At 74.4% G+C, this 20,764-nt stretch carries 17 protein-coding genes; 6 read left to right on the plus strand and 11 right to left on the minus strand.

Going from position 1 to position 20,764, the window contains the following annotated elements; translation table 11 throughout:
* The gene (locus ACWDRR_RS30220; RefSeq protein WP_449775416.1) at nt 1–543 is read right to left on the minus strand and encodes an N-acetyltransferase family protein; all 543 of its coding nucleotides are present in this window, start codon (nt 541–543) and stop codon (nt 1–3) included.
* A gap of 183 nt (nt 544–726) precedes the next feature.
* Here ACWDRR_RS30220 and ACWDRR_RS30225 point away from each other — a divergent pair, with 183 nt between their 5' ends.
* Nucleotides 727–1,563, plus strand: a complete 837-nt coding sequence (locus ACWDRR_RS30225; RefSeq protein ID WP_449775417.1) for a TetR family transcriptional regulator — start codon at nt 727–729, stop codon at nt 1,561–1,563.
* Between the two features lie 112 nt (nt 1,564–1,675).
* On the opposite strand, the gene ACWDRR_RS30230 is transcribed toward ACWDRR_RS30225, so the two are convergent.
* On the minus strand, nt 1,676–2,980 hold the full coding sequence (locus ACWDRR_RS30230; RefSeq protein ID WP_449775418.1) for a GNAT family N-acetyltransferase: 1,305 nt from the start codon (nt 2,978–2,980) through the stop codon (nt 1,676–1,678).
* 143 nt (nt 2,981–3,123) lie between these two features.
* On the opposite strand from ACWDRR_RS30230, the gene ACWDRR_RS30235 reads away from it, so the two are divergent.
* A complete protein-coding gene (locus ACWDRR_RS30235) occupies nt 3,124–3,633 on the plus strand; it encodes an NUDIX hydrolase (RefSeq protein ID WP_449775419.1) in 510 nt (169 codons plus the stop codon).
* Nucleotides 3,634–4,316: 683 nt separating this feature from the next.
* On the opposite strand, the gene ACWDRR_RS30240 is transcribed toward ACWDRR_RS30235, so the two are convergent.
* Nucleotides 4,317–5,057 (minus strand): response regulator, encoded by a 741-nt coding sequence (locus ACWDRR_RS30240; RefSeq protein ID WP_449775420.1) that lies wholly within the window; start codon nt 5,055–5,057, stop codon nt 4,317–4,319.
* Entirely contained in the window at nt 5,054–6,346 is a 1,293-nt protein-coding gene (locus ACWDRR_RS30245) for a sensor histidine kinase (protein ID WP_449775421.1), read from the minus strand. Before ACWDRR_RS30245 ends, ACWDRR_RS30240 begins: the two co-directional genes overlap by 4 nt.
* Before the next feature lie 138 nt (nt 6,347–6,484).
* On the opposite strand from ACWDRR_RS30245, the gene ACWDRR_RS30250 reads away from it, so the two are divergent.
* Nucleotides 6,485–6,913 carry a DUF4190 domain-containing protein gene (locus ACWDRR_RS30250; RefSeq protein WP_449775422.1) on the plus strand — a complete coding sequence of 143 codons (429 nt, stop codon included), beginning with the start codon at nt 6,485–6,487 and terminating at the stop codon, nt 6,911–6,913.
* Nucleotides 6,914–7,103: 190 nt separating this feature from the next.
* Here the strand turns inward: ACWDRR_RS30250 and ACWDRR_RS30255 are convergent, their stop codons facing one another.
* Nucleotides 7,104–8,018, minus strand: a complete 915-nt coding sequence (locus ACWDRR_RS30255; protein ID WP_449775423.1) for a LysR family transcriptional regulator — start codon at nt 8,016–8,018, stop codon at nt 7,104–7,106.
* A 106-nt stretch (nt 8,019–8,124) separates the two neighbouring features.
* On the opposite strand from ACWDRR_RS30255, the gene ACWDRR_RS30260 reads away from it, so the two are divergent.
* A complete protein-coding gene (locus ACWDRR_RS30260) occupies nt 8,125–8,970 on the plus strand; it encodes an oxidoreductase (protein ID WP_449775424.1) in 846 nt (281 codons plus the stop codon).
* A gap of 132 nt (nt 8,971–9,102) precedes the next feature.
* Nucleotides 9,103–9,666, plus strand: a complete 564-nt coding sequence (locus ACWDRR_RS30265) for a dihydrofolate reductase family protein (RefSeq protein WP_449775425.1) — start codon at nt 9,103–9,105, stop codon at nt 9,664–9,666.
* 142 nt (nt 9,667–9,808) lie between these two features.
* Here the strand turns inward: ACWDRR_RS30265 and ACWDRR_RS30270 are convergent, their stop codons facing one another.
* The 6 genes from ACWDRR_RS30270 to ACWDRR_RS30295 form a co-directional block, all read right to left on the minus strand.
* On the minus strand, nt 9,809–11,197 hold the full coding sequence (locus tag ACWDRR_RS30270; protein WP_449775426.1) for a C40 family peptidase: 1,389 nt from the start codon (nt 11,195–11,197) through the stop codon (nt 9,809–9,811).
* 269 nt (nt 11,198–11,466) lie between these two features.
* A complete protein-coding gene (locus ACWDRR_RS30275) occupies nt 11,467–12,522 on the minus strand; it encodes a hypothetical protein (protein ID WP_449775427.1) in 1,056 nt (351 codons plus the stop codon).
* A gap of 109 nt (nt 12,523–12,631) precedes the next feature.
* Nucleotides 12,632–14,488 (minus strand): threonine/serine ThrE exporter family protein, encoded by a 1,857-nt coding sequence (locus tag ACWDRR_RS30280; protein ID WP_449775428.1) that lies wholly within the window; start codon nt 14,486–14,488, stop codon nt 12,632–12,634.
* 129 nt (nt 14,489–14,617) lie between these two features.
* Nucleotides 14,618–15,271 carry a DedA family protein gene (locus tag ACWDRR_RS30285; protein ID WP_449775429.1) on the minus strand — a complete coding sequence of 218 codons (654 nt, stop codon included), beginning with the start codon at nt 15,269–15,271 and terminating at the stop codon, nt 14,618–14,620.
* A 159-nt stretch (nt 15,272–15,430) separates the two neighbouring features.
* Complete coding sequence (locus tag ACWDRR_RS30290) at nt 15,431–17,788, minus strand: hypothetical protein (RefSeq protein WP_449775430.1); 2,358 nt, start codon at nt 17,786–17,788, stop codon at nt 15,431–15,433.
* A 151-nt stretch (nt 17,789–17,939) separates the two neighbouring features.
* On the minus strand, nt 17,940–19,880 hold the full coding sequence (locus ACWDRR_RS30295) for an ATP-binding protein (protein ID WP_449775431.1): 1,941 nt from the start codon (nt 19,878–19,880) through the stop codon (nt 17,940–17,942).
* Between the two features lie 436 nt (nt 19,881–20,316).
* Here ACWDRR_RS30295 and ACWDRR_RS30300 point away from each other — a divergent pair, with 436 nt between their 5' ends.
* Nucleotides 20,317–20,637 carry a hypothetical protein gene (locus ACWDRR_RS30300; protein ID WP_449775432.1) on the plus strand — a complete coding sequence of 107 codons (321 nt, stop codon included), beginning with the start codon at nt 20,317–20,319 and terminating at the stop codon, nt 20,635–20,637.
* Nucleotides 20,638–20,764 lie beyond the last annotated feature (127 nt).

Consider the following 20,764-nt stretch of genomic DNA (forward strand, 5'->3'; position numbering starts at 1 on the left):
CTAGCTCGGCGATCCCTCCCGGGGGTCGGCGGAGGGCCAGGTGTACTCGTACTCGGGCAGCACGTAGCCGCCCGGGAAGACGCCCTCCTGCTCCGCCGTCCGGTGGCCGCCCTCGCGCTCGTAGAAGGCGACCGCCCGGGTGTTGTCCCGCAGCACCTCCAGGTAGAGGTCGGCGCCGGGGTGATGTGTCGCGGCGTGGTCGCGTACCGCGTCGAGCAGCGCGCGGCCGATGCCGCCGCCGGTGCGGCCGGGCCGGACGTGCAGGTTGTCGAGCAGCACCCGGCCGTCGGGCTGCGGCACCGCGTAGGCGAATCCGACGGCGCTCCCGGCCTGTTCGGCGATCAGCAGCTCGGGGGTGTTGGCCGGTTCGCCGTAGTCGGCGGCCAGCCGCAGCTCCCACACCTCGCGCCGCTCGCCGGCCAGTCCGTCACCGAGCGCCCGCTCCGGCACGATACCGGTGTAGGCGGTCCGCCAGCTGAGGGCGTGCAGCTCGGCAACGGTCTCGCTGTCGGCCGCGGTGCCGCGGCGGATGGTGACGTCCATGGGACGAGCCTCCCACACCCTGAACTTGAACATGTTCAAGCCTTACCCCTACAGTCATCCCATGCTTTTGAACGCGTTCGAAATGCAGGGGGGCGGAGCGGCGGTACCGGATGCGGAGGGGGCATCCGGTGCCGCACGCACCGACACCGGCTGGAGCTGACCGATCCGGCTAGGCTCGGGGCCGTGGACGACCTGGCAGCGACGAACGGCACGAGCGGTACGGGCAGCGTGAACGGCACGGACAGCGCGAACGGCGCGAACGGCCCCGCGGAAACCAAGGGTGCTCCGGCGGCGCCGCCCGCCGAGGTGCGCGGCAGCCGCGCCCAGCCGAAGACGGACAAGAGCGAGCAGACCCGGGCACTGATCCTGGAGACCGCCATGCGGCTCTTCCAGGAACGCGGCTACGACAAGACCACCATGCGCGCCATCGCCGCCGAGGCCGGGGTCTCGGTCGGCAACGCCTACTACTACTTCTCGTCGAAGGAATTCCTCATCCAGGGGTTCTACGACCGGATGACGTACGAGCACGCCGCCGACGCCCGCCGCCGACTGGCCGGCACCAAGGACTTCGCGGAGCGCATGGAGATCGCGGTGACCTCCTGGATCGACTGCGCGGCGCCGTACCACGAGTTCGCCGCCCAGTTCTTCCGCACGGCGGCCGACCCGACCAGTTCGCTGAGCCCGTTCTCCGACGAGTCCCACCCGGCCCGGGCCACCGCCGTGGAGCTGTTCGGCGAGGTGCTGTCCGGCTCGGACCTCGCCCCCAAGCTGGACGCCGAACTGGCCGAGCTGCTGCCCGACCTGCTCTGGCTCAACCTGATGGTCGTCGTCCTCTACTGGGTCTTCGACCGCACCCCGGACACCGAGCGCACCCGCGAGTACGTCCGCCGCTCGACCCCGATGGTGGCGCGGGTCATCAACCTCTCCCGCTACCGGGTGTTCCGCCCGATCGTCCGCGACGCCAAGGGCCTGATCCAGGACTTCATCCTCCCCACCATCGGCAAGACGGCGGTGAAGTAGCCGGTACGCCGGCCGAGGCCCTTCGGCCGGCCGGCGTACCGGCTACTTCGGCGAGCCGGCCGGAAGCTCGCAGCGGGCCCGGCCGGCGTACCGCGTGGCCGCCGGCGACGGCTCAGAAGTTGTCCGGGTTCCAGGCGAGCAGCGGCGTGCGCAGCAGCAGGTCGGCGGCGGCCGCCGCCCCCGGGCGCAGCTCGGTGACCAGGCCGGCCGCAGCCAGCCGGGGCGCGGTCTCGCCGCCCAGGTACAGCGAGCCGAGCGCGGAGGCGTCCAGGGCGAGGTCGGCCTCGTCCGTGGTGCGGGTGCAGCGGCCGCTGCCGTCGGCGGCGACCTCGACGGCCCACCGGCCGGCCGCGAAGCCGTCCCGGTCCTCGACCTCCAGCACGACCCGGCCGGGCGCGCCGTACGTCCGAGCGTTGAACGCCGCTTCGACGTCGAGCACCCGGAGCCACATGAAGTCGGCGTTGTCCACGTACGGGGTGGCGGCGCGCGGGTCGGCCAGCAGCAGCGGCAGCGGGTCGTCCGGGCCGATGTTCTCGGCCACGACCTTGCGCACCCAGTCCACGGAGAGGACGAACCGCCACAGCTCGGCGGCGGTGCCCCGGTCCAGGGCGAGGAAGTCGACCACGGTGAGGGTGCAGTTGGGGTAGCTGCCGTCCCAGCTGTCGTCGACCCGGTAGACGGCGAGGCCGGTGACGGTGCCCTCGGCGTCCCGGTGGACGGCGGCGAAGGGCTCCTTCCAGTCGAAGCCCGGCACCTGGATGTCCCCGGTCTGGCGCCTCCACCACAGCTCGTTGCGGGCGATCGCGCCGGGCTGGGTGAGCCGCCAGCGCTCGTGCAGTTCCGGGCCCACCTTGCGCAGCTCTTCCATGGTGGCGAACTCGATCCGCCCGCCGGGCACCGTCGGCAGGCCCTCGCGCAGGCCTCCTGCCCGCAGCAGGTCGATGTTCCAGCCGTGGCCGCGGGTGGCCGGGCCGAAGCCGAACCGGCCGTAGATGTTGTACTCGGCGGCGATCAGGATCGCGACGGCCGAGCCGCGCTCACGGGCGGCGGCCAAGTCCCCCGCCATGATGCGGCTGAGCAGGCCGCGGCGGCGGTGGGTGGCGGACACCGTGACGGACGTGATGGCGTCCGCGGGGACGACGGCTCCGCCGGGGACGGTCAGCCCGACGTCGAAGCTGCGGAAGGTGGCGACGTAGCGGTCGCCGTCCAGGGCCGCGAGCACCCGGCCGGGCTCCCACTGCAGGCGGCGGAAGTCCGCCGCGCTCTCCACGTGCGCGCGGAGGAACCCGAGCGCGAGCGCCCGGTCCCAGCCCGCGACCTCGTCCTCGGCGATCGCCCGGATCTCGACCCCGCCGACGCCCTCGCCCCGCCGGCCGCCGCCCGGTTCTCCGGTCCCGCCGTCCACATCGTTGCCCATGTCGTCACGGTACGACCGCCCTCGAACGACGGCACCTCATTTTCCGCCGGCCTGCGGAGGGCTCCCGGACCGGTACGCCGCCCTGCTCCGGCCGGCCTCCCACGGGACCCCGGCTTGTCGGTCCGCTCTGGCATCGTGGCGCCATGGGAGAACGAGTGGAGCGGGTCGACGAGCAGGACAGGGTGCTGGCCGTCGTCGACCGTGGCGAGGCCGTCCGGAAGAGGTGGCTGCACCGGATAGCCACGACCGTCTGCCGTGATCCCGAGGGACGGTTCCTGCTGCATCGACGCTCCGACGGGCACTCGCTCTTCCCCGGGCAGTACAACTGGCTCATCGGCGGCGCCGTGGGCGTCGGCGAGTCCTACGCGTCGGCCGCGGCCCGGGAACTCGCCGAGGAGCTCGGGGTCCGGGCCGATGGTCGGTTCGTCCTCAAGTTCCTGTGCCGGGGGGCGATCAGCCCCTACTGGCTCGGCATCCACGAAGCCACGATCGACCGGGCCGTGACGCCGGACCCGTCGGAGATCGCCTGGCACGCCTGGGTCACCGGGGAGGAGCTGCGCGCCGCCGTCGGCGGTAGTTCCTTCATGGCCGACGGGCGGGACGCCTTCGCCCGCTACCAGGCCCTCGGCGGGTCCGCCCACGCCTCGGGGTGAGGGATGCCGCTGCCACGGCGCCCGGCTCGGTGCATCGGACCGTGCTCCGTTGTCCGCACCACGGCTTCCGGTCACGGCCACCGGCCGCCCTCGTGACGAACGAGCGCTTCTGTGCTGCCCGGTCCCGCACTTTGCATAGTCCTCGGGTACCGGGTGCGCGCAGGACTGGGCGCGCGGCCACTCTTTGCAAAGTCGGCGGGGCACCCGACTGCCCGGGTGCCCCGCGCGGCCGGGCGAGCGGGCCAGCGGGCGGCTGGGCGGCTGGGCGGCTGGGCGGCGGGCGGGCCGGCAGGTGAACGGCTGGGCGAGCGAACGGGCGAACGCTGGGCAAGCACCCGACTTTGCAAAGTCCGCTGGTACCAGGTGCGCGTACGACTGGGCGCGCGGCCACTCTTTGCAAAGTCCTCGGGTAACGGGTGGGGGCGCGGCCCGCACACTTTGCAAAGTCTGCGGGCACCCCAGCACCCCAGTGCCCGCACGACCAGGCACACGAGCACGCGAGCTCACGGGCACGCGAACACACGGACTCACGAGCACGCGAGCACGCGAGCACACGGGCTCACGAGCACACGAGCACACGAGCACACGAGCACACAGGCACTCCCACAACCGGCCACGCCGCCACGCCGCCGCACTTTGCAAAGTCGGCGAGCACCGGGTGCCCCGCACCGACCGGCGATGCGTCAGCCGGTGAACCCCGGGACCACCAGGCCGGACTCGTAGGCGATCACCACCGCATGGGTCCGGTTCTGCGCGCCGAGCTTGGTCAGCACGTTCCCCACATGGGTCTTGGCCGTCTCCAGGCTCACCGTGAGCGAGTCCGCGATCTCCGGGTTGGACAGGCCGGTGGCCATCAGCCGCAGCACCTCCTCCTCCCGCCCCGTCAGCGCCGCCTTCGGCAACGCCTCGGCCGAGCCCAGCGGGCGGGCGGCGACCATCCGGCGCAGTGCCGCCGGGAAGAGGATCGCCTCCCCCGCCGCCACCACCCGCACCGCCTCCGCGATCTGCCGGACCGGAAGCCGCTTCAGCACGAACCCGCTGGCCCCCGCGCTGAGCGCGGCGGTGACGTAGCCGTCGTTCTCGAAGGTGGTGATCACCACGACCTTCGACGGTGCGGCCGGGTCGGCCAGCAGCTGCCGGGTGGCCTCGATGCCGTTGCACCGCGGCATCCGCACGTCCATCAGGACCACGTCCGGCCGCAGCCGCCGCGCCTGTTCGACCGCCTCGACCCCGTCGGCGGCCTCACCGACCACGGCGATCCCCGGTTGTGCCGCGAGCAGCACGCGCAGACCGCTGCGGGTCACCTCGTCGTCGTCCGCGATCAGCAGCGTGACGGGGGTGACGGCCGGGCCGGCGCCGGTCGCGACCGCCGTGCCCGTGTCAGGACCGGTCGTGACCGCTGCGCCCGCCTCAGAACCGGTCATGCCGACAACCGTACCGGCAGCCGGACCTCCAGCCGCCAGTGCTGCGGCCCGTCCGGACCGGCCTCGATCTCACCGTGCAGCAGCCGCACGCGCTCGGCCAGCCCGGGCAGGCCGTGCCCGGAGGTCGGGAAGGCCCCCTGCCCCTTGCCGCCGCCCGCCACCGCCCCGGTGCGGTTGACCACCCGGAGCTCCAGCCCGTCCGGCCCGGCCGCGACCCGGACCTCGATCGGACCGCCCGCCCCGTGCCGCAGCGCGTTCGTCAGCCCCTCCTGGAGGATCCGGTACGCCGCCCGGGAGAGCGTCCCCTGCACGTGTGCCAGGTCGCCCGACAGCTCCGGCTCGACCACCGCGCCCGCGTGCCGCAGCCGGTCCAGCAGTTCCGGCAGGTCGGCCAAGGTCCGGGTCGGCGCCGTCCCCGCCTTCTCCTCGCGCAGCATGCCCAGCACGTAGTCCAGGTCCTCCAGCGCGGCCCGGGTCGACTCCTCGATGCTGCGCAGGGCGGCCCGCGCCGCCACCGGGTCGGCGGAGAGCACCTCGCCCGCCACCGCCGCCTGGATGGTGGCCGCCGTCAGCGTGTGCCCGATGGAGTCGTGCAACTCGTGGGCGAGGCGGTTGCGTTCGGCCAGCAGCAGCTCCCGTTCGGCCGCCAGCGCGAGCCGTTCGGCCGCCGACGGCCCCAACAGCCGTGGCGCCAGCCAGCGCAGGGCGCTCGTCACCAGCACGCAGCCGGGCGCCGCCAGCAGCACGCAGATGAGCGCCACCGCCCAGCTGTCCCAGCCGTTCCCCGGCCGCAGCGACCAGCCGTACAGGTTCAGCCCCGCCTCGGCGCCGGTCCAGTTCCCCGGCAGGGCCAGGCCGATGACGAGCAGCGGGCCGCTCACCAGCATTGCCGTCCACCCCAGTGCCACGTGCAGCAGCAGCCAGAGCGGGGTCCGCCAGCGGTCGGCCCCGGACGGCACGGCGGGGGCCGGTGCGGCAGTGGCCGGCGCCAAACCGGGTGAGCGCGCGGGCCGGCGTACGGTCACCGGGTCCGGCAGCGGTACCCGCAGCAGGCGCCGGGCGCACACGACCAGCACCCGGCGGGTGGTGCGGGCCAGCCCGACCGCGGCGATCAGTGCCGCCCAGGCGAGCAGCACCAGCGCGACCAGCACTCCGTGGGGCGCGGATCGCCACGCCGCCGGCAGGAGTGCGAAAGGTAGGAGGGGAAGGCTGGCCAGAGCGCCGGAACAGGCGAACAGCACACCCGAATACGTGGAGCCGCGCAGCAGCGGCCGAAGTCCTCTGATCATGGTCGGGCCAGTATCGTCGGGGCGCCCGCCCCCGACCTCCCCCGATCGGGGGAGCACTTTCTCCCGCCTTGCCGCGATGTGCGGCCGGGCCTCCGGAACTCAGAATCGTGCCCTGACCAGTTGACGGGAGTACGGCTGATGAACACGCAAGGGACAGCGACCGCGCCGGGCGGGGCGGCATCGTCCTGGCCCACCGGGCCGGACCCGTCCGGCCCGGGGCACGGTCCCGACCGCGGCCTTCGGTCCCCGGCCGGCCGCAACGGCCCGGCGGTGGCCGCGCTGGCGCTGGGCGTCACCGGCCTGCTCACCTCGGTCGTCCTCCTCGGCGGCCTGCTCGGCGTGCTCGGCCTGGTGCTGGCCATCGTCGCCCTGGGGGCGAGCAGGCGGACCGGCAGCGGCCGGGGCAAGGCCGTCGCCGGTCTGGTGACGTCGTGCGTCGCGATCGTGCTGTCCGTCCTGATGGCCGTCTTCCTGGTCTGGTACGCCGACAACACGCAGGAGTGCTACCGGCCCGACAGCTTCCGGCAGTACACGCAGTGCGTCCACGAGCAGCTCTCCGGAAACTGATCGGCGGCCGCATTGCGGTACGGCCGCGCTGAGGCCGTACCGGGGCCGCGGAACACCGAACCCTCCCCGGCAAGGACGAACACCGTCGTGCGGAACGGACGAACGGCATTTCTTCTGACCGCCACCGCGGCGGCGGCTTTCGTCGGCGCACTGGTCCTGCGGAACGCCCGGGACCGCTCCGGGCGCCGGATCACCCGGTGGTGGCCCCGACCTCCCGCGCGGCCGCGAGGTAGGCGAGAACCAGGGCCCGCCTGTCGTCCTGGCGGGCAGCCACCGCCAGTCGGGACGGCGAGATGCCCCGGACCGGCACGGCGGCCACCCCGTCCCGGACGATCAGCGGGGCGTTGCCGGTGGCCAGCAGCGCCACCCCCTGGCCGCCGATGACCGCCTCGTGGGTCTCCTCGGCGCTGGCCACCACCCCGCCGATCCGCGGCCGGCGGCCGTCCCGGGCGTCCAGGGCGAGCCAGTAGTCGCGCAGCGGGCCGGCCTCGGGCGGGAGGGCGAGGAAAGGTTCCTCCAGCAGGTCGGTGAAGTCCAGCATTCCCTCGGGGTCGGACGCGGCCCGCGCCACCAGGGGGTGCCCGTCCGGGAGCGCGACCAGCCGGGGCTCGCGGGCCACCACCGCGTACTGGTACCGGTCGTCGTCCGGCAGCGGCAGCCAGACGAAGGCGACGTCGCTGGACCCGTCCGCCAACCCGGCCGTGGGATCGGCCCAGTTGACCTGGCGCAGGACGGGCCGTGCGTCCGGCTGCCGGGAGAGCAGGCGGGTCCGCAGGGCGGGCAGCAGCCCGCGGCCCGGGCTGGTGGACATGCCGATCACCAGGGTGCACCGCTCGGCGGCCTTCGCCTCCTCGACCGCCGCCTCGGCGGCCTGCCAGGCGGCCAGCACCGCGCGGGCGTGCGGCAACAGGGCCTCCCCCGCCGCGGTCAACCGCACGGTCCGCCGGTCCCGTTCGAACAGGACCACGCCCAGCTGCCGCTCCAGCATCCGGATCTGCTTGCTCAGGGCGGGCTGGGAGACGAACAGCCGCTCGGCGGCGCGGGTGAAGCTCAACTCCTCGGCGACCGAAGTGAAGTAGGAGAGGTCGCGCCCATGGACGTTCATAACTCATGGTTATCACAACGGGACTTGGACGCGGCCCCGACGCCTGGGGAACCATGGGACCTGTCGACGGGGCGGCCCCGAACGGCAGTTGACGAGGGAGACGAGAATGAGCGAGAACGCCAAGGTCTGGCTGGTCACCGGCGCGAGCAGCGGTTTCGGACGGGCCGTCACGGAGGCCGCGCTCGCCGCCGGTCACACGGTGATCGGCACGGCCCGGCGCACCGAGGGGCTGGACGACCTGGTCGCCGCGTACCCGGACCGCGTCGAGGCGATCAGCCTGGACGTCACCGACGGCGAGCGGATCGACGGGGTGGCCGCCGACGTCCTGGCCCGTTACGGCAGGGTGGACGTGCTGGTGAACAACGCCGGCCGTACCCAGGTGGGGGCGTTCGAGGAGACCACCGACCAGGAGCTGCGCGACCTGTTCGAGCTGCACGTCTTCGGCCCGGCGCGGCTGACCCGGGCGCTGCTGCCGCAGATGAGGGAGCGGGGCAGCGGCTCCGTCGTGAACATCAGCAGCTTCGGCGGGCAGCTGTCCTTCGCCGGGTTCTCCGCGTACAGCGCGACCAAGGCGGCGCTGGAGCAGCTGTCGGAGGGCCTGGCCGACGAGGTGGCGCCGTTCGGCATCAAGGTGCTGATCGTGGAGCCCGGTTCCTTCCGGACCAACCTGTTCGGCAAGGGCGCGGCGTACTTCTCCGAGGAGAACTCCGCGTACGCGGAGAAGGTCGGCGCGACCCGGCAGCTGGTGCAGGGCGGCGACGGCAACCAGCCCGGCGACCCGGCGAAGGCCGCGGCGGCGATCCTGCTGGCGCTGGACGCCGAGCGGACCCCGCTGCGCCTCGCCCTCGGCGGCGACGCGGTCGACTTCCTGACCGCGCACCTGGACTCCGTACGGGCCGAGCTCACCGAGTGGGAGAAGGTCTCCCGGGGGACGGACTTCGACTCGGAGTGACGCCCGGGGCGGGGCGGCCCCGGTGTCCGGTGAACCCACCGCCCTGCCCTGCCGCGCTCGGATCGCGCACCGACGGGTTTCCGCGCCGCGCCGGTCCGCACGTGCGACACCGACTCACGGCAGGCTGGCGCCATGCGGAAACTGATCTACGGCATGAACGTGACCCTGGACGGCTACATCGCGGCGCCCGGCGACGACATCGGCTGGAGCGTGCCGAGCGAGGAGCTGTTCCAGCTCTGGTCCGACCAGTTGCGGGCGACCGACCTGTCGCTGTACGGGCGCAAGCTGTGGCAGACGATGAGCTCCTACTGGCCGACCGGCGACCAGCAGCCCGACGCCACCCCGGCGGAGATCGAGTTCGCGCGCCGCTGGCGGGACATGGCGAAGGTGGTGTTCTCCTCGACGATCCAGCAGGTCGACTGGAACACCCGCCTGGTCACCGGCGACGCGGTCGCCGAGATCACCCGGCTCAAGGCCGAGGACGGCGGCCCGATGGACATCGCCGGCGCGACGCTCGCCGGGGCGGCCATGCGGGCCGGGCTGATCGACGAGTACGTGCTGGCCACCGCGCCGGTCCTGGTGGGCGGCGGCACGCCGTTCTTCACCGCGCTGGACGACTGGGTGAACCTGAACCTGGTGGAGACGCGCACGTTTCCCTGCGGCGTGATCCTGACCAGGTACGAGACGAGGCGCTGAGCACCCGCCCGGGAGCCACGGGCCACCTGCTCCGCGGGTGGCACTCGCGGGCGCCCCGGCCCACCGCCCGAGCCACCCGACCGAGCGAGGCCCCTGAACCGCACGTCTCATGGGGAACCCGCACCCGGGCCGGTCGCGCCGGCTACGGGCGGGCGTAGAAGTCCGGGGTGCCCATGATCCAGAGGCTGGCCTGCTTGACCGGCATGCCCGGGCGGGGGGCCTCGATCATCTGGTCGTCGCCGATGTAGAGGCCGACGTGGTGGATGTCGGCGGCCCGGCCGGTGTCGGTCCAGAAGACCAGGTCGCCGGGGCGGAGCTGGCGGTAGCCGATCGGGGTGCTCTGCGCGTACTGGTCGGCGGCGAAGTGGTTGAGCTGCCGGCCGCCCTGGCGCCAGGCCATCATGGTCAGCCCCGAGCAGTCGTAGCCGCCCGGGCCCTCGCCGCCCCAGACGTAGGGCAGGCCCACCTTGGAACGGGCGAACGCCACGGCGGCGGCCGCGCCCTCGGCGGACCAGGGCCGGGCGGCCGGGGGCGGGCCCGGTACCGGCGCCTTCGCGGCGCTCGCCGCGTCGGCGGCCGCCTTGTCCGCCGCGGCCTGTTCCGCCGCCGCCTTCTCGGCGGCTGCCTTCTCCGCCGCGGCCTGTTCCGCGGCGGCCTTCTCGGCGGCGGCCCGCGCGGCGGCCTCGGCCTCGCGGGCGGCGATCGCCTCCAGCGCCTCGCGCCGCTGCCGCTCCAGTTCGACGGTGGTGTGGCGGGCGGCGGCGAGGTCGGCGAGCAGGTGTTCGCGCCGTTGGCCGACCGCGACGACCTGCGCCTGCTGGGCGGTGAGCCGGGCCTCGGCCCGGCTTCGGGCGGCGCCGACCTCGGCGGCGGCCTTCTCGGCGGCCTCGGCGGCGGCGCGGGCGGCGGCGGAGGCGCGGGTCGCGGCGGCGGCGGTGGAGGTGGCCGCGTCCAGGATCTGCCGGGTGCGGTCGCTGGCGACGCCGACCACCGCGGCCTGGTCGCCGGCCTCGCGCGGTCCGCGCGCGCCGATCAGGGCGTTGATGGCGGAGAGCTCGGCGGTGGTGCCCTGACGGTACGTTTCGGCGGCCAGCTGGGCGGCGTTCTCGGCGGCCTCGGTGCGCTCGGCCTCGGCGGCGGCGGCCCGGCCGGCGGCGGCGGACTCCTCGGTGCGGGCCCGGGCGAGGGTGAGCTGCGCGCCGTTGTAGGCCTCGACGGCCTGCTCGGCGGACCGGCCGGCCCGGTCCAGTTCGGCCGTGGCCGCGGTGAGCCCGGCTTCGATGGCGGCGACCGAGGCGGCCCGCTGGTCGGCCTCGGCCTTGGACCGGTCGATCTCCTCGGTGGAGGGGTACGGCCCATCGGCCGGGGATCCGGTCAGGGGTCCGGGCGGGGATCCGGGCGGGGAGGCAGCCGCAGAGTCCGCCGGCGCCGTACCGGCCGACGGCTCCGCCGGGGCGGCCGCGGCGGCGGGGAGCAGCCCGAGCAGGGCGGTGAGGGACAACAGGAGGGTCGGCAGGAGCCTGCGCGCCACGAGACATCCCTTCTCAGGTGTCGGAGGAGGGCCGCCCGGGGAGCACCCGGCGAACCCGGCGAACCTGGTGGACCTGGTGAACCCGGCGAACCTCGCGAAATATCCCATCGCGTGACAAGTCGGTCACTCATCGCCATATTCTCAAGCCGGGCGGCTTTCACACCCCAAGCCCGCGCCGCCGACCGGGTGACCTGTCAGATGATCAGATCGGACCTCGTCGGCCGATCCGCCCGGACCTCACCACCGGCCAGGCGCACAGCGTATGCGAACTACCGGTGGATCCGCCGGGTGTGCGGCCGCGGCCGGGGGTGTCGGTCGGGCCGGGGCTCCAGGCCGGTCGGACGCACCGCGTAGGTGCGGCTGCGGCCGGCCCGGACGGTGCGGCGGCGCTGCTGCGCCCGGGGCCGGGGGCCGGGCTCGGGCCCGGCGGCGGGCGCGCCGCCGGGCGCGGGGGCCGCCGCCGAGCGGCGGTCGGCCAGCCGGGCGGAGCGGCGGGCCAGTGCCCGGGCGGCGTGCGCGTCCAGGTGGGCGGAGGCCCTGGCGGCCATCCGCTCGGCGACCCGGTGGGCGGCGGGGTGACCGGCGGGCACCTTGTCGGGGGCGCCGGCGATCAGGTCGAAAAGCCAGGTACGGGCGATGTCCGCACGCCGGTGCAGTCGGCGCTCGCGCCGGAGTGCCCGTGCCCGGCGGCGCGGGCGGGTCGCGTAGCGCCAGCGCGCCCACGGGCTGCTCGGGCGGGCCAGCCGGACGGCGCCGATCCAGGAGAGGCCGGGCACCATGATGCCGAGCAGACCGGTCCAGACCTTGCCCTTGAGCAGCGTGACGACCGAGACCAGGGCGTTCACCGAGATCACGGTGACCAGTCCCCACCTGGTCTCCTGACTGGGCACCACACCGAGCGGCACGTACCCGACCAGCAGCAGCGAGGTGCACAGGATGCCGAAGATCACCGCGTCCACCGACTTGCGGCCCTGCTCGCCCCAGTAGACGTCGTCCAGGTGCAGGATCAGCGCGAACTCGTCCAGCACCAGGCCGCAGCCGATGCCGAAGATCAGCCCGAACACGTCGATCCACGGGTGGCCGCCGTAGGTCGCGAACACCCCGATGCCGCCGGTCAGCAGGAAGCCGAGGCCGAAGACCATGTGGTGGATGTGCAGGCCGCCGGGGGTGACGTTGCCGGGCCACCAGCGCACCTTGGCGCGGATCATCCGCACGCTGAACCGGATGAGGACGAACGAGGTGATGAAGCCGACCAGCAGCAGGAACAGCGGTTGTTTGTGCGCGGCGACGATGTGCTCGCGGTAGCCGTCCAACAGTGTGGTCATGCGTCTTACCTTCGTTCCTGGTCCTGCGTGCTCCCTGCCGCGACATGGCCCGGGGGCCAACACCGGCCCAACGAGTCCGCCGCCCGCGCCGACGCGGCGCCGGGCGGGGTCAGAAGCCGCGGGTGCGCTTGGCCGCGCGGCGCGGGGCGACGGGGTAGGGCTCCGGCCGCTCGGTGCCGGCGGGGAGCTTCATGAAGAGCCGGGCGATCTCACCGCCGAGGTTCACCCCGATCGCCAGCGCCAGGGCGATCGCGGCGGCGCGGGTGATCTGCACCAGTCCGGCGCTGGCGTGCCCCTGGGTGAACGAGAGCATCCCGAGGTAGAGCGCCGAACCGGGCATCAGCGGGCCGATCGCGGCGGTCACGTAGGGCAGCGCCGAGCCGTTGCGGTAGCGGGCCATCAGCTGGCCGAAGAGGCCGACCAGGCCGGCGGCCACGCCGGTGGCGGCGATCGGGGAGACCCCGGCGTTGTAGACGAGCACGCCGTAGCTGGCCCAGCCGATGCCGCTGTTCAGGGTGACCATCGCGAGCGAGCGGCGGTCGGTCTGCAGCAGCATCGCGAAGGCCAGGGTCAGCACCAGTGCGGCGATCATCTGGACCGGCGGGTAGTTCACCCCGGTCAGGCTCTCGTCCGGTTTGAGCTGGGGGTCGAAGCCGACCCCCAGGTAGAGGATCAGCATCACGCCGATGACGATGCCCGCGACCAGGTAGATCACTTCGAGCAGCCGGGCGGCGGCGGTGATGTAGAAGCCGGTCAGGCCGTCCTGGACCGCGGCGACCAGGGCCCGTCCGGGCAGCAGGGCGAACAGCCCACCGGTGATCACCACGGAACCGCGCAGGCCCCAGTCGTTGAACGACAGGATGATGCCGGAGGCCGCGGCCGGCATCGCGGCCAGGACGAACTGGTAGAACTCCGGCAGCCCGCGCCGGGCGATCAGCGAGGCGAGCCGGTCGCCCAGGACGGCGGCGATGAACGCGCTGGCGAAGACCAGCCAGCCCTTGTCGTCCACCCGCCCGCCGACCAGGAAGGTCGCCGCGCCGGCCAGCAGCCCGGTGTTCAGCGAGAGCAGCCAGGCCGGGTACGGGTGCCGGTTGCGGCGGATCAGCGCGAGGCGGCGGTACGCGTCGTTGACGGAGACCTTCTCGGCGGTGATGTCGGCGACCAGCTCGTACACCGCGTTCAGCCGGGTGTAGTCGGAGGTGCGGCGGCGGACCACCCGGTCCGCGGTGACCGGCGGCTCGACCAGCGAGGGCTGGTGCGAGATCCCGATCAGCGTGAAGGTGACCTGCGGCTCGCAGCGGTCCAGCCGGTAGGCGTGGGCGATGCCGAGCATGGCCGCCTCCACGTCCTCGGCGGCCTCGCCGCTGGCGAGCAGCAGTTCGCCGATGCGCAGGGTCAGGTCGAGGATCCGCGGGACGTTGCGGGCGGCGGAGGGGTGCAGTTCGCGGGGGGTCCGCTCGAAGGCCGGGCGCTCGGACATCGGGGTGCGCAGCAGGGTGCGCATCCGGTCCGGCCAGGGTGCCTCGCCGGGGGCGCCCGCCGTCAGGGTGGGGACGGCGATGCCGTCGGGCGGGGTGTAGCCGGCGGCCCGCCACTCCTCGGGGGTGAGGGTGTCCTCGGCGACCGAGCGCCGGCGGTAGACGGGAGCGCCCCCGACGTCGGCCCCACCGGCGGTCCCCGCGGTGTCCGTGTCGAGGGCCCCGGCGCCGTCCGTCCGGGCCGGCTCCGGCTCGCCCGAGGGCTCCGGGTTCAGCAGGCCCTTGGTCTCCGGGACCGGCGAGAGGAGCGGGATCACGGTGGCGGGTTCGACGGTCGGGGCGGGGTGGCCGAGCAGGCCCTCGGTGGGCGGCGCCTCGGAGGGGTGCAGCGGGCGCGCCTGTGGGGCCGGGCGCGTCTGTCGCGCCTGACGGGCCGTCCTGCCGCCCCTGGCCCGCTTGCCTCCGCCCGGTCGGCCCCGCTTAGGCACTTCCGCTCCTTGCCGCCCCTGGTGGCGCCCGGGTCGGCCCGGTCACCGTTCGATCTCCGGATACACCTTGCCTGATCGAACTGCCGGACGCACATGTACGTCGCGGCGGGCGGTGGCCGCCGGGGGTGCCTACCCGGCGCGGTGGCGGGCGGGAGCGGACCGGCCGGACCGGCGGGCGCGCAGCAGTTCGACCGCCACCGGGACCACCGAGACCAGCACGATGCCGACCAGGATCGCCTCGATGTTCTCCCGGACGAAGGGGATCTGGCCGAGGAAGTAGCCGAGCACGGTGACGCCGGCGCCCCAGAGGACGCCGCCGATGACGTTGAAGACGACGAAGGTGCGGTAGTTCATCCCGCTCACCCCGGCGACGATCGGGGTGAAGGTCCGCACGATCGGCACGAAGCGGGCCAGCACGATCGCCTTGGGCCCGTGCCGGTCGAAGAAGGCGGCGGCCTTCTCCAGGTTCTCCTGCTTGAACAACCGGGAGTCGGGCCGCCGGAAGAGGCTCGGCCCGACCTTGCGGCCGAAGAGGTAGCCGACCTGGTCCCCGGCCACGGCGGCGGCCACGATCATGACGCACATCAGCCAGAGCGGCTGGTGCAGGTAGGTGCCGTCGGCCACCAGCAGGCCGGTGGTGAAGAGCAGGGAGTCGCCGGGCAGGAAGAAGCCGATCAGCAGACCGGACTCGGCGAAGACGATGGCCAGGATGCCGAGCGGCCCGAAGGTGGAGATCAGGGTGGTCGGATCGAGCCAGGACGGGCCGAGGGCGAGGCTGGTCACGGGGCAGACACTCCTGAAGGTCGACTCTTGGCAATGAAACAGTAAAGCATTCACCAAGAACCTCTCACCCGAGCCCCTGCCCCGCGCCCTGCCCGCTCCTCCCTGCCCCCGCCCCTCCCTGCCTGTTCCCCCTGTCCTCCCCCGCCCCGCCCCGCCCCGCTACAGCCCGTAGCGCTCGATGATCTCCTCGTGCCGGGCGGTGTCCGCGCCCGCCGCCTCGGCCAGGCCGAGCCAGGCCGGCGGGTGCGGCCAGGCCGCGGTGAGCCGGTGCAGCAGTGCGTCGGCCTCGGCGGCCTTGGCGGTGGGCGGAACCCCGACGGCGGCGTAGATCCCGGGCAGCACCGCGTCCTCGTCGGCCGGGTCGGTGATGCTGTACTGCTCCCCGCTGTAGGCCCAGACCGCGTAGCCGGCCTGCCCGAGCTCCTCGCGCAGCCGGGCCCAGGCCTCGTCGCCGGGCCAGCCGCCGTCCAGCCAGTAGGTGGTGTAGCCGGCCGGGTCGAGCAGCGTCAGCAGCCCGAACACCGGACGGTGGCGGCGCCGCTCCTCCTCCGGGGCGTCCTCGCCGGGCGGCGCCTCCAGCAGGGCGGGGGCGAAGACCACCACGTCGCCGTGGTTGAGCGTCAGGTCGTCGCCGAGCACCGGCAGGATGCGGGCGGTGGCCGGGCCGGTGCGGACGGCCGGGAGGTCGGCGGTGGTGCCGTTGGTCCGGGCGGCCCGGACGGTGACCATCTGCCACTCCTCGTCGACCGGGCCCTCGGGCTCGTCGAACTCGATGCCGATCAGCGCGCCGGCCGAGCGGACCGCCGCCCAGTCCCGGTTGACGGTGGCGGCGGTGAGCAGGTGCCAGAGGTCGGGCTCCTGGACGGTGCGGTGCCGCTGCTCGTCCGGGGTGCCCTCGGCGGGCAGCGCGTGCTCCAGGATCTCCTGGTAGTACCGCTGCGCGGCCGCGTGGTCGCCCAGCTCGGTGGCCGCGGCGGCGGCCAGCCGGCGGGTGTTGACCCGGTCCGCGTGCAGGGCCAGGATCGCCTCGCACTGCTCCAGCACCTCGGCCCAGCGGCCCTCGGCGGCGGCCCAGCGGGCCCGGATCCAGTGACCGTCGGACGGGCTGGACCCGGCGAGCCGGTCCGCGAGCCGGCGGATGCCCTCGTCGTCCGCGGCCTCGATCAGGGCGCTGCCGAGCATGACGGTCAGCTCCTCGCTCGCCGGGTCGGCGTCCAGCCGGTCCCAGAGCAGGTCGGCGGCGGCCCGGGAGTGGCCGAGGCCGCCCAGCACCGCGGCCAGGTCGAGCGCCAGCGCGGTGGCGACGGCCGGCTCGCCCCGGTGGCGCTCCAGGGCGACGGCGAGCAGGTCGGCGCCGGTCTCGTAGGGCACCCGCGCCTCGGCGAGGTGGGCCGACAGCTCGGCCGGCGGGACGGGCAGCTCCGGGACGGGCAGCGCCTCGGCGTCCGCGCGCAGCCGCGCGACCGCCTCCGCGACGCCGTCGGTGCGGCGCAGCCGGGTGAGCTTGCGCTCGCCGAACGCGGCCAGGGTGAGCGCGATCGTCCGGGCGCCGCGCCCGACGGCCAGCCGGCCGGCGGCCAGCAGCAGGTCGACGCAGGGGCGGTGCGAGCCGGTGCCGTCGAGGTAGCCGACCCAGCCGGCCAGCGCGGCGCCGAGTTCGGCGTCGTTCTCCCGGGCGCCGGCCGCGATCAGCAGCTCGACCGTCGTCGTCCAGGGGCCGCGGAGGTCGGCGTGGCGCTCGGCCTCCGCCAGGGGCGGCAGCAGGGCGAGCGCCTCGTCGGTGCGGCCGAGCGAGGCGAGTGCGCGGGCGCGCAGCACGGCGCCCCAGCGGCGGTCGCTCGCGTCGATCTCCCGGCCGCGGGCGCGCTCGGCCTGCTCGGCGGTGTCGAGCAGGGCCAGCACCTCCTCGTGCCGGCCGAGCAGGTGGAGGGTGCCGGCCCGGGAGTGGTGGAAGTGCAGCGAGAGCCGCTGGCCGGCGGACTGCATCCGGGCGGCGGCGGTGTCGAGGTGGCTGAGCGCCTCGGCCGGGCGGCCGTCGTCCTCCAGGGCGTCCGAGTACTCCCGGGAGAGGCAGTCGAAGCAGGCCCGGGCGGGCTCGATCCGCTCCAGCGTCTCGCTCAGCACGGCGAGCCGCTCGGGCACGTAGCCGGGGCCGTCGACCCGGGCGTGGCAGATCGCGAAGTCCTGCACCACGCAGACGGACTGCGGGCAGCCGGCCGTCTCCTCGCGGTGCGCGAACTCCAGCAGGTCGACCGCCTCGGGCAGGGCCTGCTCGCCCTGGTGGCGCTTGTTCAGCAGGTTCTGCATCCGCCAGTGCCGCAGGTAGACCTCGACCCAGGGCAGGCCGAGTGCCCGGGCGGCGGCGACGGCCTCCGGGTAGACGGCGTCGAGCTGGTCGTTGCGCCCCTCGTTGGCGTGGCCGGGGAGCTCGTAGATGGCGTCGGCCAGCCGCCGGTGGCCGGCCTCGGCCAGCTGCCGGTGGGTGTCGTGGACCCAGGCCCAGATGTCGGTGCTCATGCTGCTTGCGTCTCCCCCTGCGGGTGGTGCGCTGTACTGGTGGTCAGTGTGCCGACCACCTCTGACAATCCGTCCGCGGTGGCGGACGGTGGCGGGGCCGGGGCCCCGGCGGTCCGCTCGGCGGGCCGCGTCGGGCTGCGGGTCGCCCCGGTCAGCCCCGGCCGTCGGGACCACCGAGGCTCCCGGAGCCGCCGAGGCTCCCGGGACCGCCGAGGTTCCCTGGACCGCCGAGGCTCCCGGGGCTGTCCGGGACGGCGGGCAGGCCGGCCGGCACGGCGGCGGCGAGCGCGGAGACCGCGGTGCCGATCCCGGCCAGGGCGCCGCCGAGGTCGCCGGTGGCGGAGCCGGCCGAGGCCGCCGCCATGATCACCTTGAGCGAGCGGAGCAGCCCGGCGGCGGTGGCGCTGCCGGTGTGCCCGCCGCGGTAGGCGGTGAGCAGGTCCTGGACGGCCGGGCAGGCCAGGTTGAGGTAGAGCCGGGCCTTCACCTCGCCGCCGGAGCGGGCGGTGAAGGCCCGCGCCAGCCGCAGGGCGGCGGACGGGATCCGGGCGTCCGCCTGGTCGTCCTCGATCCGGGCCTTCAGCTCGGCCTCGCGGTCGGGGACGAGGACGAGCGGCAGGCCGGGCGGGTCGAACCGGGCCGGGACGAGCTGCTCGCCGGGGTCGGTCAGGGCGCCGGCCAGCCAGGCGGCCTCCTCGGCGGGCAGCGGTCGCTCCGGGTCGCGGAACAGCTCGCGGTTGCCGCTCTCACTGCCCAGTTCGACGATCCGGCAGTCGCGCAGCGCGGCGTAGCGGCGCAGGAAGGGCAGCACGGCGTAGCGGTCGCCGCGGGCGATCGGCACCTGCATCGCCCGGTACAGCATCTCCTCGAAGCCGCCGCCGCTGCCGAGCGCGACGTGCACCGCGCCGCCGCCGGCGGCCCGCAGCGCACCGGCCGTCAGGTCGCCCTGCGAGGTGGGCACCGGGACGTCGTCGGCGAGCAGGGTGAAGAGCCGGTCGTCGCAGAGCGCGGCGCCGAGGAGGTCCTGGCCGTGCCGGGCGAGGATGCGGCGCCAGACGGCGGGGCGCAGCCGGGCGGTCTCGTAGAGGCCCTCCACCACGGCGTCGGCGAGGGCCTGCTGGAGCGCCCGGTAGTGCTCGTCGCGCTGGAGGTCCTCGCGGCTGGCGGTGGGGGTGAGCCGGCTGGACTCGACCACGCCGCCGATGAACCCGGCCCAGCTGGGCAGCAGGTCGCGGGCGTCCTCGGCGAGCAGCATGCCGCGCAGGTAGACCGCGAGGTCGCGGTTGTCGCTGCTGCCGTAGGTGCCGCCGTCCTGGACCCAGAGCAGGCCGACCGCGTCGCTGCCGCCCTCGGCGGGCTGCACCGGGAAGGCGGTGAGCGGCTCGAAGCGGCGGCCGAAGGCGCCGGCGAAGCGCATCCGGGCGGCGTGCTGGTCCCCGTCGACGACCTGGCGCCAGGGCACCGGGACGGCGTTGACGGGCTGGTCGTCGTCGCCGACGAAGACCGGGATCGGCAGCAGCACGCAGTACCGGCCGAGCACCTCGCGCAGCGCGTCCTCGTCGGCGAGGTGGGCGTGTTCGGTCTTCAGGGCGAGCTCGACCACGGTGCCGGGGGTCGGCCGGGCGGGCACCTGCTCGACGCTGTACTGCTCGCCGCCGAAGCTGCGGTAGCGGTGGCCGAGCCGCGGCTCGCGGTGCGAGGTGGTGGTGACGGTGACCTCGTCGGCCACCGAGAACGCGGAGAGGAAGCCGAGCCCGAAGGCGCCGATGAGCTCCTGGTTGCCGGTGAGGTCGCGCAGCATCCGGGTGTAGCCGGTGCCGACGGTGGCCAGGTAGGCGTGGATCTCCGGTTCGGTGAGGCCGGCGCCGGTGTCCTCGATGCCGACGGTGCGCCGGCCGGCGTCGGCGCGGACCCGGATCAGCGGGCGGTGGCCGCCGTCCGGGTCCTCCAGCAGCCGCCGGGTGTGCGAGTCGTGGGCGTTCTGGACGAGTTCGCGCAGGGCCACCAGCGGGGTGGAGTAGAGGTGGGTGGCGAGGACGTTGACCAGTCCGCCGAGATCGACCTCGGTCGTACGCAGATCCTCGGCGGGCACGCGTCCCTCCTGCCCGTCGGCGGGCAGGGAGCTGGGTCCCTCCGGTCCGTCGGCGGGCGGGGAGGGAAGGTCGGGCGGGAGACCATCAGACATGGGTCCTCAGTGTGCCAGTGCGACTATCCGGCGACCATTTCTTTCTGACGCCGGTGGTCCGGTCAACCCCGCATTGACAGCGACGACCTGCCGACACCGCCGTCCGGGTCACCCAACCCGCCTTCCTTCGAGCGAACTTGGCCGTCTCCCGGTGACCTTCTGCGATATCGCCCGGCCTTCCGGTTCGCCTCCTTCATGACACCATCGGGCGAATTGCCACCCATTCGGTGGAGTTCGTCCACGGTGCTGGTGAATGCTGGTCGTGCGACGTCAGGAACCGGCGCTTCGGGGCGGCCACCCCGGGACGCGCCACTTTTCGCACTCCACTCCCAGGGAGACCACCGTGTCCCGTATCCGCGCAGCCGCCGCCGTCACCGCCCTCGGGGCCTTCCTCCTCGTCGGGGTCGGCGCCGCCACCGCGCACGCCGACAACGGCGCCGGTGCCGGCCAGCACTCCAACAGCAGCATCGTGAGCAACACCGGCTCCAACAACGTGATCGGCAACGTCCACGGCAACGTGGTCAACACCCAGCAGACCGCCACCGGGTCCGGTGCCGGCAACCAGAACAACGGCGTCGCCGTCACCGGCAACGGCGGCAACATCGGCGCCCTCCAGGGCAACGGCAACCTCCTGGCCGACGTGCACCCGAACATCTTCTTCTAGCCCACCGGTTCCGACCGCAGGGCGTTCGCGGCCCACCGGGAGTCCCCGCGGGCCGCGAACGCCGGGCCGGGTGCCCGCCCCCACCAGCGCGGGGGCGGGCACCCGGCCGTCGCCGTCCGGCTCGGCC

The organism is Kitasatospora sp. NPDC003701 (genome assembly GCF_053587085.1).